The 15,172-nt window shown below is 66.6% G+C and carries 20 protein-coding genes; 9 read left to right on the top strand and 11 right to left on the bottom strand.

The annotated features are described in order from the left end of the window. The first annotated feature begins 91 nt into the window (after positions 1 to 91). The 5 genes from ABIA73_RS01645 (at position 92) to ABIA73_RS01625 (ending at position 2,439) form a co-directional block, all read left to right on the top strand. Complete coding sequence (locus ABIA73_RS01645; RefSeq protein ID WP_025874499.1) at positions 92 to 361, top strand: hypothetical protein; 270 nt, start codon at positions 92 to 94, stop codon at positions 359 to 361. 147 nt (positions 362 to 508) lie between these two features. Next, positions 509 to 1,006: a YciE/YciF ferroxidase family protein gene (locus ABIA73_RS01640; RefSeq protein WP_354275319.1), complete on the top strand. Its 498-nt coding sequence runs from the start codon at positions 509 to 511 to the stop codon at positions 1,004 to 1,006. Between the two features lie 72 nt (positions 1,007 to 1,078). Beyond that, on the top strand, positions 1,079 to 1,366 hold the full coding sequence (locus tag ABIA73_RS01635) for a hypothetical protein (RefSeq protein ID WP_059064233.1): 288 nt from the start codon (positions 1,079 to 1,081) through the stop codon (positions 1,364 to 1,366). Positions 1,367 to 1,470: 104 nt separating this feature from the next. Continuing rightward, positions 1,471 to 1,725: a hypothetical protein gene (locus ABIA73_RS01630; RefSeq protein WP_051501597.1), complete on the top strand. Its 255-nt coding sequence runs from the start codon at positions 1,471 to 1,473 to the stop codon at positions 1,723 to 1,725. A 120-nt stretch (positions 1,726 to 1,845) separates the two neighbouring features. After that, positions 1,846 to 2,439, top strand: coding sequence for a cysteine hydrolase family protein (locus ABIA73_RS01625; protein ID WP_354275318.1), 594 nt, complete (start codon positions 1,846 to 1,848; stop codon positions 2,437 to 2,439). On the opposite strand, the gene ABIA73_RS01620 is transcribed toward ABIA73_RS01625, so the two are convergent. From ABIA73_RS01620 to ABIA73_RS01610, 3 genes are all read right to left on the bottom strand, one after another. Beyond that, positions 2,409 to 3,221, bottom strand: coding sequence for a DNA-formamidopyrimidine glycosylase family protein (locus tag ABIA73_RS01620; protein WP_218787551.1), 813 nt, complete (start codon positions 3,219 to 3,221; stop codon positions 2,409 to 2,411). The two genes, ABIA73_RS01625 and ABIA73_RS01620, sit on opposite strands and share 31 nt — an antisense overlap. After that, positions 3,214 to 3,978: a DUF72 domain-containing protein gene (locus tag ABIA73_RS01615; protein ID WP_059064230.1), complete on the bottom strand. Its 765-nt coding sequence runs from the start codon at positions 3,976 to 3,978 to the stop codon at positions 3,214 to 3,216. The genes ABIA73_RS01620 and ABIA73_RS01615 overlap by 8 nt, the downstream gene beginning before the upstream one ends. A gap of 124 nt (positions 3,979 to 4,102) precedes the next feature. Continuing rightward, complete coding sequence (locus ABIA73_RS01610) at positions 4,103 to 4,450, bottom strand: hypothetical protein (RefSeq protein WP_080148719.1); 348 nt, start codon at positions 4,448 to 4,450, stop codon at positions 4,103 to 4,105. Between the two features lie 464 nt (positions 4,451 to 4,914). Here ABIA73_RS01610 and ABIA73_RS01605 point away from each other — a divergent pair, with 464 nt between their 5' ends. Continuing rightward, positions 4,915 to 5,655: a DNA/RNA non-specific endonuclease gene (locus ABIA73_RS01605; RefSeq protein ID WP_033831157.1), complete on the top strand. Its 741-nt coding sequence runs from the start codon at positions 4,915 to 4,917 to the stop codon at positions 5,653 to 5,655. 81 nt (positions 5,656 to 5,736) lie between these two features. Here ABIA73_RS01605 and ABIA73_RS01600 read toward each other — a convergent pair whose 3' ends face one another. Genes ABIA73_RS01600 through ABIA73_RS01590 form a run of 3 tightly spaced genes read right to left on the bottom strand, consistent with a single transcriptional unit; the run spans position 5,737 to position 6,868 of the window. Further along, positions 5,737 to 5,967, bottom strand: coding sequence for a hypothetical protein (locus ABIA73_RS01600; RefSeq protein WP_099842541.1), 231 nt, complete (start codon positions 5,965 to 5,967; stop codon positions 5,737 to 5,739). Beyond that, positions 5,964 to 6,395: a VOC family protein gene (locus tag ABIA73_RS01595; protein WP_032974687.1), complete on the bottom strand. Its 432-nt coding sequence runs from the start codon at positions 6,393 to 6,395 to the stop codon at positions 5,964 to 5,966. The genes ABIA73_RS01600 and ABIA73_RS01595 overlap by 4 nt, the downstream gene beginning before the upstream one ends. Before the next feature lie 11 nt (positions 6,396 to 6,406). Further along, a complete protein-coding gene (locus ABIA73_RS01590) occupies positions 6,407 to 6,868 on the bottom strand; it encodes a helix-turn-helix domain-containing protein (protein WP_309908724.1) in 462 nt (153 codons plus the stop codon). Between the two features lie 121 nt (positions 6,869 to 6,989). On the opposite strand from ABIA73_RS01590, the gene ABIA73_RS01585 reads away from it, so the two are divergent. Next, complete coding sequence (locus ABIA73_RS01585) at positions 6,990 to 8,000, top strand: DUF4034 domain-containing protein (RefSeq protein ID WP_059064223.1); 1,011 nt, start codon at positions 6,990 to 6,992, stop codon at positions 7,998 to 8,000. 33 nt (positions 8,001 to 8,033) lie between these two features. Here the strand turns inward: ABIA73_RS01585 and ABIA73_RS01580 are convergent, their stop codons facing one another. Then, on the bottom strand, positions 8,034 to 9,881 hold the full coding sequence (locus tag ABIA73_RS01580; protein WP_354275317.1) for an XVIPCD domain-containing protein: 1,848 nt from the start codon (positions 9,879 to 9,881) through the stop codon (positions 8,034 to 8,036). A gap of 120 nt (positions 9,882 to 10,001) precedes the next feature. On the opposite strand from ABIA73_RS01580, the gene ABIA73_RS01575 reads away from it, so the two are divergent. Together ABIA73_RS01575 and ABIA73_RS01570 are read left to right on the top strand one after the other, a co-directional pair. Next, the gene (locus ABIA73_RS01575) at positions 10,002 to 12,197 is read left to right on the top strand and encodes an AsmA family protein (RefSeq protein ID WP_354275316.1); all 2,196 of its coding nucleotides are present in this window, start codon (positions 10,002 to 10,004) and stop codon (positions 12,195 to 12,197) included. An 80-nt stretch (positions 12,198 to 12,277) separates the two neighbouring features. Further along, positions 12,278 to 12,763 (top strand): TspO/MBR family protein, encoded by a 486-nt coding sequence (locus ABIA73_RS01570; RefSeq protein ID WP_354275315.1) that lies wholly within the window; start codon positions 12,278 to 12,280, stop codon positions 12,761 to 12,763. Here the strand turns inward: ABIA73_RS01570 and ABIA73_RS01565 are convergent. The 4 genes from ABIA73_RS01565 to ABIA73_RS01550 form a co-directional block, all read right to left on the bottom strand. Then, the gene (locus ABIA73_RS01565) at positions 12,760 to 13,071 is read right to left on the bottom strand and encodes a hypothetical protein (RefSeq protein ID WP_354275314.1); all 312 of its coding nucleotides are present in this window, start codon (positions 13,069 to 13,071) and stop codon (positions 12,760 to 12,762) included. The two genes, ABIA73_RS01570 and ABIA73_RS01565, sit on opposite strands and share 4 nt — an antisense overlap. 71 nt (positions 13,072 to 13,142) lie before the next feature. Then, entirely contained in the window at positions 13,143 to 13,826 is a 684-nt protein-coding gene (locus ABIA73_RS01560; protein WP_354275313.1) for an NAD-dependent epimerase/dehydratase family protein, read from the bottom strand. Between the two features lie 19 nt (positions 13,827 to 13,845). Continuing rightward, positions 13,846 to 14,520, bottom strand: coding sequence for a ChrR family anti-sigma-E factor (locus ABIA73_RS01555; protein WP_313281939.1), 675 nt, complete (start codon positions 14,518 to 14,520; stop codon positions 13,846 to 13,848). Beyond that, positions 14,517 to 15,140: a sigma-70 family RNA polymerase sigma factor gene (locus ABIA73_RS01550; RefSeq protein WP_025874474.1), complete on the bottom strand. Its 624-nt coding sequence runs from the start codon at positions 15,138 to 15,140 to the stop codon at positions 14,517 to 14,519. The genes ABIA73_RS01555 and ABIA73_RS01550 overlap by 4 nt, the downstream gene beginning before the upstream one ends. Between the last annotated feature and the right edge of the window lie 32 nt (positions 15,141 to 15,172).

Below are 15,172 nucleotides of genomic sequence, written 5' to 3'. Positions count from 1 at the left end.
TCAGTGAAATGTGAAAACGAACCCGAAAAGGATTCACGCCATGCACTGCTGCCCCATGGCATGAAACAGGTCCGCCCGCGAGATCGACTTCATGCCTGACACCGGACTCTTCTACGTCTTTTCAGTGGACTACGCGACCGATGCGCGAGGCTGCATCGATCAGGTCACCGCTATCGCCTTCCGCTGCAACCAGTGCCACCACGTGTCCCGCGCCGACGCGGAGCTCAAGCGGATGACAGGGGGCACGCTGCTGACCTGCGGAAGGTGCGGGTCGCACCAGGCCGTCAGCAATGCGCGCCTGGTGGACGGCGAACATCTGGCGGCAACCGGCCACTCCGCAGCAGCGGCCGACCCACGCTGAGCTTGGTTCCGACGCGCGCCCAGTGCCCGGCGTGAGGGGAATGCATGCATCTGCGCGCTCGATGCGCATCCGCCGTTCACTGCATCTACCCCGCACCCCAACACCGGCCGGGATAGCCTCGTCGCTCCTTCCCTGCTGGAGCGCACCATGGCCATCAAGACCGCTGAAGACCTTTTCATCCACGAACTGTCCGACATCTACAGTGCCGAGAAGCAGCTGACCAAGGCCCTGCCGCGCCTCACCCGGGCCGCAGAGAACCCCGCACTTGCCGCCGCGTTCGAGACGCACCTGGAGGAGACCCAGGGCCAGATCGAGCGCATCGACCAGGTGGTGGAGGTACTGGGCATCCGCCTGAAGCGGATCAAGTGCGCGGCGATGGAAGGCCTGGTGGAAGAAGGCAAGGAAGTCATCGAGAGCATTGAAAAGGGCCCGGTGCGCGATGCAGCACTGATTGGCGGCGCGCAGAAAGTCGAGCATTACGAAATCGCTTCCTACGGCACCATCGCCGCGCTGGCCAAGCAGCTCGGATACAAGGACGCTGTGCCGTTGCTGCTGGAAACGCTGGAAGAAGAAAAGGCCACGGACGAGAAGCTGACCCTGCTGGCCAAGAGCGGCGGCAACGCCAAGGCCGTCCAGGCCGCGTGATCGCAGGTGCGCCGCAGATCAGCCCACGCGTCGCTCCCTAGGGGGCGGCGCGCTTCTGCACGAGGATGACGTATGCATCCTGATCTACTTGGATGGACCGCCACAGCCGTACTGATGGCCACACTGGTCCGGCAGATGGTCAAGCAATGGCACTCGCCGCACCCGGAAACCGTCTCGAAGTGGCTTTTCATCGGGCAGATGACCGCGTCTACGCTGTTCACGATCTACAGCGCGCTGCTGGGTGCCACCGTGTTCGTGGTCACCAACCTGCTGTTGCTGGCAACCGCGCTGATCGGACAGCTGCTGGCGTGGCGCCGCAACCGTGCAACGGCTTCGAGCTCATCTGGAAGGACGCCTTGATTGTTGACGTTGCGTCTACACCGGCTTGATGCGGGTACTCACGCGTTCACGTTTACCGTTGTCGTGCAACCCGCACGATGCGGTCCAATCAATGAGGAAACGTCATGCAGCGCGATCAGAAAGACCTGCCCCATCCGGATGACCACACGGCCGCGGTGCCTGCTGGCAGCGCTGGACAGGCCAAGGCCCACAACAGTGCCAATCATGATCAGGCGTTGACGGAGACGTTCCCGGCCAGTGATCCGATCTCTCCCTTCGTCGCCGCCGCCACGCCGGATGAGCAGGCGCAACGGCTTGGCAAGCGCGTGGCGCCCGCTCGGCACGACAAGGGTGAGGGGGACGACGGAGCTGGCCAGTGATCGGGCCTGCGCTCCCGCCGAGGGGGCCGGGCAGCCCGCGCCCGTCAGGCGGCTCCGGCGCGCTGGTGCGTGGTGCCGAAGACGAACAGGCAGTGGAGGCCTGACACCTCGGAGCCCGCCATGGAACAGCCCACCGCCCTGCTCATCATCGATCTTTTCAGCCTGTTCGACTGTCCACAGGGGCGACAACTGGCTCCGTACGCCGTACGTGCAGCCCAGCGCACCGCCCGCCTGCGTGCTGCATTCGACGCGCACCGCTCGCCGGTGATCTACGCCAATGACAATTTCGGCAACTGGCAGCGCGACTTCCCGCAGCTGGTCGAGGCCTGCCGGCAGAGGGGCGGAGCCTCGGCGCGGATCGTCGAGTACCTTGCCCCCAGCGAGGAACACTACTTCATCCTCAAGCCGAAGCACTCCGCCTTCCTCGCCACGCCACTGCCGGTGCTGCTGGCCAAGCTCGGCACCCGGCGGTTGGTGCTGGCCGGCATGGCACTGGACGCGTGCGTGCTGGCCACTGCCATCGATGCCAACTCGCGCGAGTACGCGACGGTGGTCGCCCGGGAAGCGGTCGCCGCCCTGCCGGACCGCCGCCAGCCGGCCCTGCAGACCCTGCAGCGATCGGGCGCCGTCGAAGTACTCAGCAACGGTCAGATCATCGCTTCGCTGTCATCCACGTCCTCATATCAACGCACGGGCCTGGCACCACCGCGCTGAACCGGGCCTCTCGCCAGCGTGCGCTTCTTCGCCGGCGGCCGCGGCGTCCCAGCGCGATAATCGACCTGGCATACCGGGCAGAAGAAGGTGCGCCGATGCGTGGTGCCCATGTAGACCTTGCTGACCGGACCACCACAACAGGGACACGTCCGCCGGGTGTGCACCTGCCAGTGCTTCTTCAGCTCGAACCCGCGCTTCCAGCGCAGGAAGTCGAAACTGTATTCGCGGGCCTGCTTGACCAGTTCGGCAAGCTTGCGCGGCGGAAGATCACCAACAGGGTTGGCCGGGTGGACCCGGATGCGGAACAGCACCTCGTTCTTGATGATGTTGCCCACGCCGGAGAACAGCGTCTGGTCCAGCAGGGCATCGCAGACCAGGACATCGGGCATCGACTTCAGGCGACGGCGGGCAAGCCGGGGGTCCCACAGGTGGCTCATCACGTCGGTGCGCCAGTCGTAGACCTCGTCCAACGGCTGATCGATCAGCTTCACCGAGCAGGTGTAGAAGTTCAGTTCGCCGTTGTCAAAGCGCAGCGATACCCGCGCTGGCGTCTCCTTGCGTTCGTCGATGCGCCAGCTGCCGAACATCATCAGGTGGATGCGCAGACTGACGTGGCTGAACTCCAGCAGGAAATGCTTGCCCCAGCTGCGCACGGCCCGCACCCGGCGTCCCTCCAGGCAGGCCAGGTCGAGCGTGCTGTTGCCACTGACGCCACGGACGGTCTTTCCCTTGAACCTGGCGGCGGCCTCGCGCAGCAGCACGATGGAAGGACCTTCAGGCATTGGCGTGCTCCAGCATCGACTGCAGTTGCAGTGCATTGGGCACGGCGTGGCCGTGCGCCGTGTTGTCAAGGATGATCCACGCCTCCCCCGCCTGGGCGGCCTCTACTGCGGCGGCCACCAGACTGCAGAGCTGCGGTTGCTGGTAGGCGCTGTAGTACATGCGCGGCTGCCCGTGCCACCGCCAGTAGCTCCAGTGCCTGGCTCCGCCCGGCTGATCAGCCCCTGCAACCCGGGCGGGATCGGCCGCGACCCGGGCAATGCCGTGGTCATCCAGCAGCGCGTCGGCCTTGTCGTCGAACCAACTCGGGTGGCGTGGTTCGCAGGCGACCCGCACGGCGCTGCGCCGGCGCAGCGCCCGGAAGAAGGCCGAGGCCGTGCGGCCATCGTAGGCCAGGCTCGGCGGCAGCTGCAGCAACAGGGCGCCCAGCCGATCACCCAGATGCGCCGCCGCGTGCAGGAACGTGTCGAGCAACGGCGCAGCACCGCGCAGGCGCGCGTCATGGGAAATGGCCTGCGGCATCTTCACCGAGAAACGGAAACCGTGCGGCACGCTGGCCGCCCAGCGCGCATACGTGGCGGGCTGATGTGGTCTGTAGAACGACGAATTGATCTCCACGATCGGAAAGCGCGATGCATAGCGCTGCAGCGCACTGTCTCCCGCAGCAAACGCGTGGGCGATGTCCGTGGGCAGCGACCACCCTGCGCAGCCCACGGCGACCGGGTGGCCCGGTCGCGGATGACGGAGTTCACGTGCCATGGCGCTACGGTGGCGACAGGCTCGTAGCAACATGGTGAACACACGTTGGCTGCGGCGTGAAGCCTGTGCCGCCGGGCGTGGCGGGGCTGCAGCCGGCCGGTTGCCGTGTATCGGCCATCGCTGCTCAGAGGCTGGCGTTGACCATGGCGCCTGCCGGTTGCTGTGGCATCGGCATGGAATGCCCGTTGCGCGGTGCAATGCGTTCGTGGGTGGCGGCCAGGACCTGGTTCACCCGATGGAGCGTGCCACGGCCACCGGGCTCGATACCGATGATGTAGACGAAGCGGCCGTCACAGCGCGACTGCGCCGATTCAAGCCCCTCGGTTTCAGAAATCACGCGCTTCAGTGCCTTCTCCCAGGCCCTGCCGGGGGGCGACGCCAGTTCCACCACCACTGCGGTTTCCCCGCAGTCCAGCGGCATCACTTCCACGCGCAGAATGCGCGGCGCCCTGCTGGTCTCGGTGCTACCCATTTTCAGTCCTCCTCGGCCAATGACGGCGGAAGTATCCACGTCCGGCGCCAAGGCGCCGTCAAGAATGGATGGCCGTTGCGTGCAGGCCTCGACCGCCTTCGCGACGTGCTGCTGGAGGCGAGCTCCTTCGCCCTGCTCTGCCCAGCGACAAAGCGGTCTGTGGAGAGCGGCCACGCCACTAACAGGTCTTCTTTTCATGCATGGGCACCCTGATCTGACAGGAGCCCAGTGCTTGCGCGCAGTCACACCTTCGCACTTTGGTCGTTGACCTGTTGACGCCAAAAAATGACGCTAACGACACCGCGACAGCTTTCCTGACGCCAGTGCGCGGTCGAGATCCCAGGCAATACCGGCTACGGCCGGGTCGCATCCCCAATACCTGTCACCGCATCGTCCTTCACACGGAATGGCCTGGCCTGCCGTGGTGGACGGCTGCGCCTTGCCCATATCCATGGAGATCCGCAATGCGCCTTGCCACGTTCTTCCTTGCCCTTGTTTTCAGTACTTTTGCCGGGGCCGCACATGCCCAGGTCGTGACCCTCAACAAGGGCGGGTTCGTATTGACCTATGACTGCAGCATCCACAGCGCGACCCGGTACGAATACACGTTGGTGGCTGACACCGGCTCGGCGGCCCGCCCGTCCAGCTTCTACAAGGACCCGGACCTGCCGGCAGGCTGCCTCGGCCAGACCAGCACCGCCTCCTATGCCAGCGTGCGGTCCGGCTATGACCGGGGACATCTGGTGACGTCCAATCACATGGACTACGACGCCACTTACATCCGCCGCGCCAACTACATGACCAACATCGTGCCGCAGGTGTCCAGCTTCAACCAGGGCATCTGGGTGAAGGCCGAGAACGTGGCCGAATGCTACCGGGACATCGCCCCGGTCGACGTCTATGGCGGCGTTGTCTATGGCGATGCGTCCAATGACCATTTCCTGGCCAGCCATGGCATTCCGACCCCGGAATTCTTCTGGAAGACGATCATCACCAAGGATCCAAACACCGGCACCGCCAAGGCCATCAGCTGGATCATTCCCAATGAAACGGGTCTGGGCAGCCTGGACAGTTATCTGGTCACCATCGCGGATCTGGAAGAGCTGCTGGGTGCCAGCTACGTGGCGATCAACGCGCCGGCGTCGCTGAAGAACATGCTGCCCAGCGCCAGCTGGCCGCTGCCGAGCGGATGCGATCTGAGCTGAGCGCCGGATGGCCCGGCAGAGCCTTCTCCGCCGGGCCTGCGCTGCGTGAGGACCCTGCCTGATCTGCCTCTGCGCCCCGCGTCAGGGTGCGACGCCGGCGCGCGCGGCATCCGGCCTACGGCGGTAATGCAACGCAAACAGATACAACCCGGTGAACAGCTGCAGGAACAACGGCGGCAGCGGCGAGTAGGTCAGCCAGTCCGGTGGTTCGCCCTGCCCCATCCAGCGCGCCACGAAGTTGGCGATCACTGTCAGGGTGAAGACGATAGACGTCCAGCGGTGCACGGGACGCGCCCAGCTGCCGGCCCTCACTGCGGCGTCCTCGCGGCAGTCTTCGCAGGGCGCTCGATCATCTTCCAGCCATTGCCGGACGGATCACGGAATCCGGCATCCACTGCACCATAGCGCTCCACCGGCTCCTGGGTGAATTCCACCCCACGTGCCAGCAGCCGCTCGTAGCTGGCGCGGCAATCGTCCACCGCCAGCACCAGCGGCGGCATCGCACCCTTGGCCACCATCTGCTGCAGGGTCAGCGCAGTGGCCGCATCGTGTACCGGCGGCCCCGGTTTGAAAAGGCCAAGCTGGAAACCGCCCTCGCCGCCCGAATGTACCGTGAGCCAGCGATAGTCGCCGTTGCCGACATCGGTATGCACCTGGAAGCCGAGTGCGTTGACGTAGAAATCGAGTGCCGCATCCTGGTCGTGCACATACAGGCCGACCACATTCACCATGCCAGTCATAGGATCCTCCCTCAGGTGGGATCTACGCTAACAAGGCCGGTGCGGCGGCGCTTCTCCAAAACTGCGATCTTCAGGTCCGGACGCCGTGCGGCACGCGCATGGCACTCCGGCACCGGACCCTGCGCCGGGGCATCGGTCCGCTCTCGGTCGCGGAGGGCGCCGGGGCTGTCGCCGGTGATGTCACGAAAGATGCGGCCAAAGGTGCCCAGGCTGGTCCACCCGGTCTGCAGTGCGATCTTGGTGATCGGCAGGTCGGTATCGCGCAGCAGGGCGACAGCGCGCTCGATGCGGCGGCTGAGCAGATAGCGGTGCGGCGGCACCCCGAAGGCGTCCTTGAAGGAGCGCGCGAAATGGGCCGCGGAAACCGCACTGATCCCGGCCAGCCGCGCCACCGGCCAGTCTTCATGGCTGGCCCGGTCCATGTGGTCTTTTGCACGCAGCAGGCGGCGCAGCAGTTCCGGGCTCTGGGTCATGGCGCCCAGCGTAGCGCAGAAGACGGCCTCGCTTCCGATAGGTAGCGGGCAATGGGATACTGCGCAATGCCGCAGCGGGCCTGAAGCCGCTCCCGGCCCCCAAACTTCAAGGATGACCCCGATGCGCAGGATGCACTTCGCCGGCACGCTGTTGAGCCTGGCATGCCTTTCCATTTCGTCCGCCTGGGCCGCGGAAGATCCCGATTCACTGGCCCTGTGCGATCAAGTAACGCCGCTGATGGACGCCGACGACTTTAAGGCGCTCGATGCCATGGCCGACCGCTTCCGCAAGGGCCAGCGCAATGCCAGCGGCTATTCCAACCTCAGCCGTTTCTACATCTGCATATCGCGGCGCATCGGCACCGCGCCTCAGGATGTGCAGCAGTGGAATGACTGGACCGCCTGGGCCGCACGCTGGATCCGGCAGTCACCGGGCTCCCTGTCGGCCCATTTGGTCGCCGCGCGCGTGCCACTCAATCTGGCCTGGAGCTTCCGAGGCGATGGCTATGCCCACGAGGTGGCGGCGAAGGGCTGGCAGCAGTTCAGCGAGTACAACGCGGTAGCGGCCGCCTATATGCAGGAGCACAAGGCGATCGCCAAGCGCGACCCCTACTGGTATGAAATGTCCATCCTGATCGCGTTGCGGCAGGGGGTGGATGAAGCAGCCTTCATGGCGCTGGTCGACGAAGGCAGCAGGCTCTTTCCCGACCATGACCCGCTGTATCTGATCGCGATGCAGCGCTTCACCCCGCATTGGCAGGGCGATGCGCAGCAGATGGAAGCCTTCGCGCGGCATGCCCTGGCACGAACCGCCAAGCGCCGCCGCGCCAGCCTGTATGCCCGCCTGTACGCATCGGTCAGCGAAGGCGTTCCGGGACAGCAGCTGTTCCAGAACTCGGCGGTCGACTGGCCGCTGATGCGGCAGGGATGGGAAGACATCCTCGCCGAGTACCCGACTGCATGGAACCTGGAGGCCGCAGCCCGCCATGCCTGCCTCAGCAGTGACATACCCGCTGCGAAGGCTTGGCAGCGCCGGTTGCTGGCCGGACAGGGCATCGGCGAACCTTATCTGGGCATGGTGGTCGATTCGGCCGAGCGCCAGTGCCTGCCGGAGGGCTCCTTCGCGCGATGATAGCGCCCGGCAGGCAACACGCCCGTGCGCGCGTCAGCGCGCCATGGCCCGCGCGGCCTGCTCCTGTACGGCCTGCTCCTGTTGCCGGGCATCATGCTGTGCAGCGCCGGTGCACTCGGGTGCGTCCTGCAGCTGACGCACTTGGTCCTCGACCGGCGTAGCCACTGCCTGCGCAGTATCGGTGCGGGCGATCTGACGATCGGCGGCGTGCGGCTGGCCCTGCACCGCGAACGCGTACCTGCCGTCGTCACTGAGCACGGCCTCGTCGATCCGCTGCATGCCCTTGGCCTTGGCCGCGACCAGCAGGGCCATGCCCAGCCGTTCGCTCATCTCATCAGGCTGGCGCCCCATCGCCTGGTCGAGGCTGCTCACAGCGCCTTGGCTCTGCAGCCACATGCCGTGGTCCGGGCTGACGGTGTGCCGTGGGTCCTGCCGGGGCAGCAGCGGTGAGGGCGGCGCGAGCGACTGCAGGTGCTCGCCCTGCACGGCAGCGTCGATCTTCTGCAGATCCTTGCCGCCAGCCGCGGCGATATGGAACAGGCGTTCGGCCATGCCATAGGTGGATTGCCCCTGGTTGCGCGCCAGCCCCAGTGCAAAGGCGTCCACATCCTGCTGCGGCCTGCCGTTGCCGTCCTCTGCAAGCACCTGCCACGATGGCCCCAGCATCGGGTTGTCCCCGACCATCGACTGGGTACGCTCCATCAGCGTGCGCATCTGGGCCTCGCTGAAGCTCAGGGTAGTGAGCTCACCGGCCTTCACCGGTCCGCGATCACCGCTGGGGGCGCCGGACAGTGCCGCGTTGGCCATTCCGGCAATCTGCTCACCCTGCGCATGCCCGCGCAGGTCGAAGGTGAATTCATAGCGGCGCTGCGCTCTGTCTTCCTGGCCGTCGGCGCCGTAGGCGCTGACCCGGGTGGCCGGCAGGTTGCCGTTGTACTGCACGCTGCGCAGTTCGGTGCGGCTGCCGTCCTCGCGACTGACCTGCACCACGTCGCCGCTGTTGCGTGCACCCGCCAGGTCCAGGCCGAACGTGTCGCCATAGCCGACCTTCAGCCGCGTCTGCGAACTCATGCCCAGCCGCTCGACCGTCGCCAGATCCTGCACGCCCGGGGTCTGGCCGCTCAGGGTGCCGTTGTCGATGAACTGTTCATAGGCCTGGCGGCCTTCGGCTTGATCCAGGTCGAACGTGGCAGTGCGGACGGCAGCGTGACCGAGCGCATCCTGCCGACCGGCAATCGCGCTGAACCTGCCGACACTGAATCCCATGCCGTTGAAGGCTTCCACCGCCTCGTTCGGCCCGGTGGTGACGCGCACCCGGCCATCATCCAGGCGATCCACGCGGTAGCTTGCACCGCTCGCCTCGGTCGTCTGGCTCTGCATGGCGATGTTGCGGAAGCTGCCTTCCAGTGCGGTGCCGGTGAACTGCTGGCCATCCAGGGTGACGCTGCCCCCCTTGGGAATGGTCTGCGGATCGAACGGGTTGATGCGGGTGGGATCGACGTCCACCGCCTCGCTGGGCAGGCTGACCCTGTAGCGCCCGCGTACGCCGGTGCTGCTGGTGTCCTGGAAGCCGGCACCTTTCGCGCTTGCCCCGACCACCGACTCCATCGTGAGCAGGTAGTCCCTGCCGCCATCGGGCGTCGGGCTGCCGGCCATGTTCAGCGACGTCCCCTGGAACTGCGATGCGGGACTGGACGCTGCGCGCTTGTGCTCGGTACCCACTTTCAACGCGCCGTCGCCCTCGTTCAACGTGACCGAGTAACCACCGGCGGCGGCCCGCACCTCGCTGTTGGCCGAGGTGTAGGTCGGATCGAACGACGCCGAGGCGGCATCGCGCGGCGCATCCTGGGTTGCGCCTTCCTTGCTGGTCTGGGCATTCATGCCGTGACCTCCTTGAACAGTGACGCGCTGATTATAGGACGCGGTGTGCGCAGCACGTTCACATCGCGCCGCAGCCGCATCTACGATAGTGATGGCCATCCCATTCCACGCCGAGGGTCCATGCCCCACTCCCTCGCCCGCCCGCAGCGATGGCGCCGTCACGGCCGCAAGCTGCTGCCGTACCTGCTGGGCCTGTATCTGCTGTACCTGTTGGCAGGCAATGTTTTCCTCAATACGCCGCTGTTCGACCAGGTCACCAATCGCAAGCCGCACAAGTTCGTGATGACCACTGGCCCGGCGATCACGCTGCTGCCGGGGCATGTCATCGCCTGGAATGTGCAGATGCGCGGCCACGTCAATCACACGGTGTATGTGCTGCGCGCGGACCGCGCCAGTGCACGCTTGGCATTGCTGCCGCTGTTCCAGCGCGAAGTGCGCGTGCCGTCGCTGCACGCGACCGGGGTGGCCGCCGAGATCGCGCGCGTGGATGAGGCCATTCCCTCCCCGCCGCGTAGTGATCGCGGTTGGACGTTGCGGTTCGATGCCATTCATAGCGAGAGCATCCGCAGCTTCCGCGCAGGCAAGCTGTTGATCGTTGGCCAGGGCAGCGGCACGGTCGGTTTCGTGAAGCAGCTGCGTGGTGGTCCCTCGGAACTGCTGGACTCGGAGGTGGCGTTCGCTGATGCCGACGTCAGCCTTGACGGCACCCAGCTGCTCGGCGACATGCAGCTGAAGACGCAGTTCTCCTACCCACGGCATTACCGCGACCAGGCGCCCGGGCTGGCAAAGCTGGGGCTGCTGCATGCCGTGCTGGAGGTGCAGGCGCGCAGCCAGGGCCTGCGCCTGGATACGGACACGCAACGTCCTTCCATTGCCAGCGCCGCCGTGCCGGGGCAGCTGCAGGCCTCGATCACCCTGGACCAGGGCGCGCTTCAGCCCGGCAGCCATGCGGTCTGGCGCGTTCCCCTGCAGATGGGAGCTGGCGCCCCCGACCGCGGAACGCTGGCAGTGCAGCTGGATACCGCCCGCGACATCCGCCTGCAGGCGCGGTTGCCGCAGCGCGAGGGCACAGGCGCTGCGCTGGACGCGGATCTGACCATCACCGGGCGGCACATTCCATTCGCCGAACCCAGCGAGATGCTGGGCCGTACCTCCGGAACGGTCAAGGGCGAATGGACCTTCACCTCGCTCAACTGGATTCCTGCACTGTTCGTGCAGAAACCCTGGTTCCAGCTGCAGGGTGGCGGCGTGCTGCGCGCCGACCTGCGCCTGCAGAACGGCGAGCTGGCCGCTGGCAGCAGCGTCGACATTCCTGCAGCGCGGGCGGTGGCCGAAGTGGCCGGCGTGCACATGCAGGGAACGGCCAGCGCCCATGGCCAACTGCAGGCCGGGACGCCCACGCACGCCGTACTGGCAGTGAAGCTTCCCACGTTCAATGCGCGTGCAGGCGGCGCCAAGGGTGCCACGCTGTTCGATGGGCGCGACCTGGCACTGACACTCACCGGTGACGGTCGCCTGCGCGAGCTGCGCAAGGGCGTGCGCGCGCAGCTGCGCTTCGATGACGCAAGCATTCCAGACCTCACCGCCTACAACCGCTACCTGGGCAACGGCCAGGTGCGGCTGCTGGGAGGCGCTGGCCAGGTGAGCGGCGACGTTGAACTCGATACCCAGGGCCGGGTTGGCAATGGCAGTGTCCGCCTGCGCAGCCAACGCGCACGCCTGCAGGTGGCCGGGCTTGGCCTGCAGGGCGACGCCCGCGTTGATGGCAGGCTGCGGCGTGGCGATTTCAGCCAGCGCCGCTTCGATCTGGGCGGTAGCGTGATCGAGCTGCGCAACGTGCAGGTGGGTGAGCAGCAGCGTTCACAGCCGTGGTGGGGCCGGGTCACCATCGCCCGCGGTGACATCGATGCGCAGTCACCGTTCCAGGTGGACGCACGCGCGGATCTTGCCATGCGCGACGCGGGCCCGCTGCTGGCGCTGTTTGCCGAGCGCAGCGATTACCCGCGCTGGGCATTGTCGCTGCTCGACTCCGGCCAGGTGGATGCACATACCCGCCTGCGCTGGCGCGCCGGGCATCTGGTACTGGATGGACTGCAGGCGGAGAACGAGCGCCTTTCGCTGCGTGCGCGGCTGGATCTGCTGGACCAGCGCAAGCGTGGCGACCTCTACCTTCGCTGGGGCCTGCTGGGTGCCGGCATCGAGCTGGATGGGCAGCGCCGCCAATGGCATCTGGCCGGTGCGCGGGAATGGTTCGACGGTCGGCCTGCGTTGCTGCCCGGTGCTGCAGCGGCCAGCGACGGTGGCACGGCGGACTGACCCGAAGGCTGCATCCAGTCGCGACGCCTTTACGTACAACGCACTACCGCAGTTCGCGATAGTGCAGGAGGAAAGACACCGTGAATGTCCGCAGGCAAGCGGTTGGCCTTCTGGGCTGGGCCATCGTCACTTTTCTGGCGGCCGCACTGGGCGCGCGTGCCTCGATCTCGGCAGCGGATTTCTACGCGAGCCTGGCGCTGCCGGCATGGGCACCGCCGGCCAGCGTGTTCGGTCCGGTGTGGACGGTGCTGTACGCATTGATGGCGCTGGCGGCGTGGCTGGTGTGGCGCCAAGGCGGATGGCGCGCGACCGCGCCTGCGCTGGCACTCTATCTGCTGCAGCTGGCCCTCAACGTGCTGTGGAGCTGGCTGTTCTTCGGCTGGAAACAGGGGGCGTTGGCGTTCGCTGACATCGCACTGTTGCTGGCGCTGATCGTGGCCACGATCGTGGCCTTCCATCGCGTGCGTCCGGCGGCGGCATGGCTGCTGCTGCCTTACCTGGCATGGGTGACGTTTGCCAGTGCGCTCAACTACGCGGTGTGGCAGGCCAATCCGGCCGCGCTTTAGCCGGGCAATGCCTGAGGGCCTTGCGCTGCGGGCCGCCACTGGCGCAGCGCGCTGCCCCTGAAGGCCTGCTCACCGCAGCCGGTCGGGCAGCGCAGTACACGCGCGGCAGACGTGCTGACAAGCCCATCGCCCTCCTGCGCCTTGAATACGACCTCGCAGCACAGGCAACGCGCCACCAGCGAATACAGATGGACGATGCGGCCGCTGCCGGGATCCTGCAGTGCATTGACATCCAGCAGGTCGAAACGGCCTTTTTCAGGCGCTGGGCGCGATGGGCGAAGCAGGGAAGACGATGGCTGCAGGTTCACGTCGATGCGTCACAGAAGGATGAGCGACGACTGTAGTAGGCGCGATGTGCAGCAGATGTGCACCGCACCCATCAGGCTGCAGCAGCGCCACCCAGCCGGTTGATCTGCGCACATTCCAGCACCGGCGGCGGCTCCGGCATCGTCGCCAGCAAGATCATCGCGCGGCCGATGGCTTCGTTGCTGGTCACCAGTGAGGGCAGGACGCGGCCCGCCGCCGCCATCAGGGGACCGCCAAAGCGATACAGCGGCTTCAACGCCGCATGACGGGTGCCGGTCCCCGCCACCGGGCGCACCCCGGCGGGACGCAGCATGACGCTGCGCACCGCGAGCTGCGCCAATGCGGCCTCGGTCTCGCCCTTGATGCGCAGGGGCATGATCCGGCTGTGGGGATTGGCATGGGCGCCGGAGACATACAGGAACCGGCCGTCCGGATTCGCCTCGGCCCATGCTGCAGCCACGGCGAGGGTGGCATCGAGCGTCACCTTCCGATACTCGTCCTCGGCGGTGCCGACCGGCGGTGCTCCGGCACAATAGAAACACGCATCGAATCCGGCCAACTGCGGGCCCACACCACGGGCATGCTGGAAATCGGCCAGCACGATCTGCTCGATACGCGCGTCAATGGGGGCCTTGCCGCGGACCAGGGCAGCGGTGCGCGCCACCTGCGGCGAAGCGAGACAGGCACGGGCAACGCCCTGCCCGACCAGTCCGGTCGCGCCGGTCAGCAGAATCCGTAGCGGGCGTGTTTCGTACATGCGTTGACCTTGAAGAAGCCTAGAGTTTCACGAAGCGCTGGATCCGGCGGGCCAGCCAACCACTGAATACCAGCGGCGCATCCAGCGCGGAAACGCAGATGCACGGTACGCCCGGCGCCGTTACCGGCTGGTGCTCGACCTCCTCGTCCAGGTCGGCCACATCGCCGGGCGCGAAAAGACCCAGCGCATCATTGTAGGAACCCCGCAGGATCTGTGTCAGTTCGCTGCGGCCATGGCTGTGCATCGGCAGGCATTTGCCCGGCGCGATCTTCAGCATGATCAGCGACGGCATCTGCTCGGCACGGATGCAATGCACTCCCGGCGCCATCCAGCGCCAGTGCAGCCGACCCAGCGAATCGCCGAAGTACGGATGCAGCGACGTCGGCAGATGATCCGGATCCGCCTCGGGGCGTTCGCGCGGCATCGACCGCAGCGGGCCTGGCACCGCGTCGGCCTGGACCTCGACGAGCTGCGCAAGCATCGCTTCGCGCAGGCCCGCCCGCCGCGCCTCATTCGCCACGGGCTGGGTCTGCTCCAGCAGTGCGGCACCGATGGCCTCCGCTTCGCGCAGCCGCTGGCGGCAGTGCGGGCACTGCTCAAGATGGGTGCCGGCGACGATGCTCAACGGTGCCGGCAGAGCACCGGCGGCGTAGCTCATCAGCGTCGACTCATGCAGGTGGTGGTGCGGATTCATGGTGCACCCCCGACCTTCGACTGCAACTGCAGGAACGCTCGCCGCAGGTGTGATTTGACCGTGCCCAGCGGCATCCCAAGCGCCTGCGCGATCTCGCTGTGGCTCTTGGCCTCGAAGTAGGACATGCGAACCAGACGCGCCTGCGTGGCCGGCAGTTCATTGATGCGCTGGCGCAGGCGGGCATGGTCGGCAAACTGCTCGGCGCTGCTGCGCTCGCCGACGTCGGCGGCAGCGGCGTCTTCCACGGCTTCCTGCACCTGCATCCAGCTGCGTTCGCGACGCACGCGGTCGATGTGCAGGTTGCGACCGATGCGATACAACCAGGTGCTCAGCGCACCTTGGGCAGGATCGAACTCGGCCGCGCGCAGCCACAGGCGCAGCAGGCATTCCTGGGCCAGCTCTTCGGCCACCGCTGCGGGTGCCCCAAGGCCACGCAGATAAATGCACAGGCGCGGCATGAAATGGTCGTAGATGCGCATGAAGCAGTCACGATCGCGCAGCCGGGCGACGCCATCCATCTCGCCGTTCCAGTTCGTTGGCTCGTTGCTGGGCTGCTGTGAACTGGACACGATCCGCGCGGTGTCGAAGGGATGGGAGGGACTGGCGGGAGGACGGTACATCGGCGGGGGCTGCCGTTGGGTGAAGAGGAGTC

This window comes from Stenotrophomonas sp. 2694 (assembly GCF_040548715.1).
GTDB lineage: Bacteria > Pseudomonadota > Gammaproteobacteria > Xanthomonadales > Xanthomonadaceae > Stenotrophomonas > Stenotrophomonas indicatrix.
The sequence above is the reverse complement of the archived record's forward strand: the minus strand, read 5'-3'. Positions and strand labels throughout refer to the sequence as shown.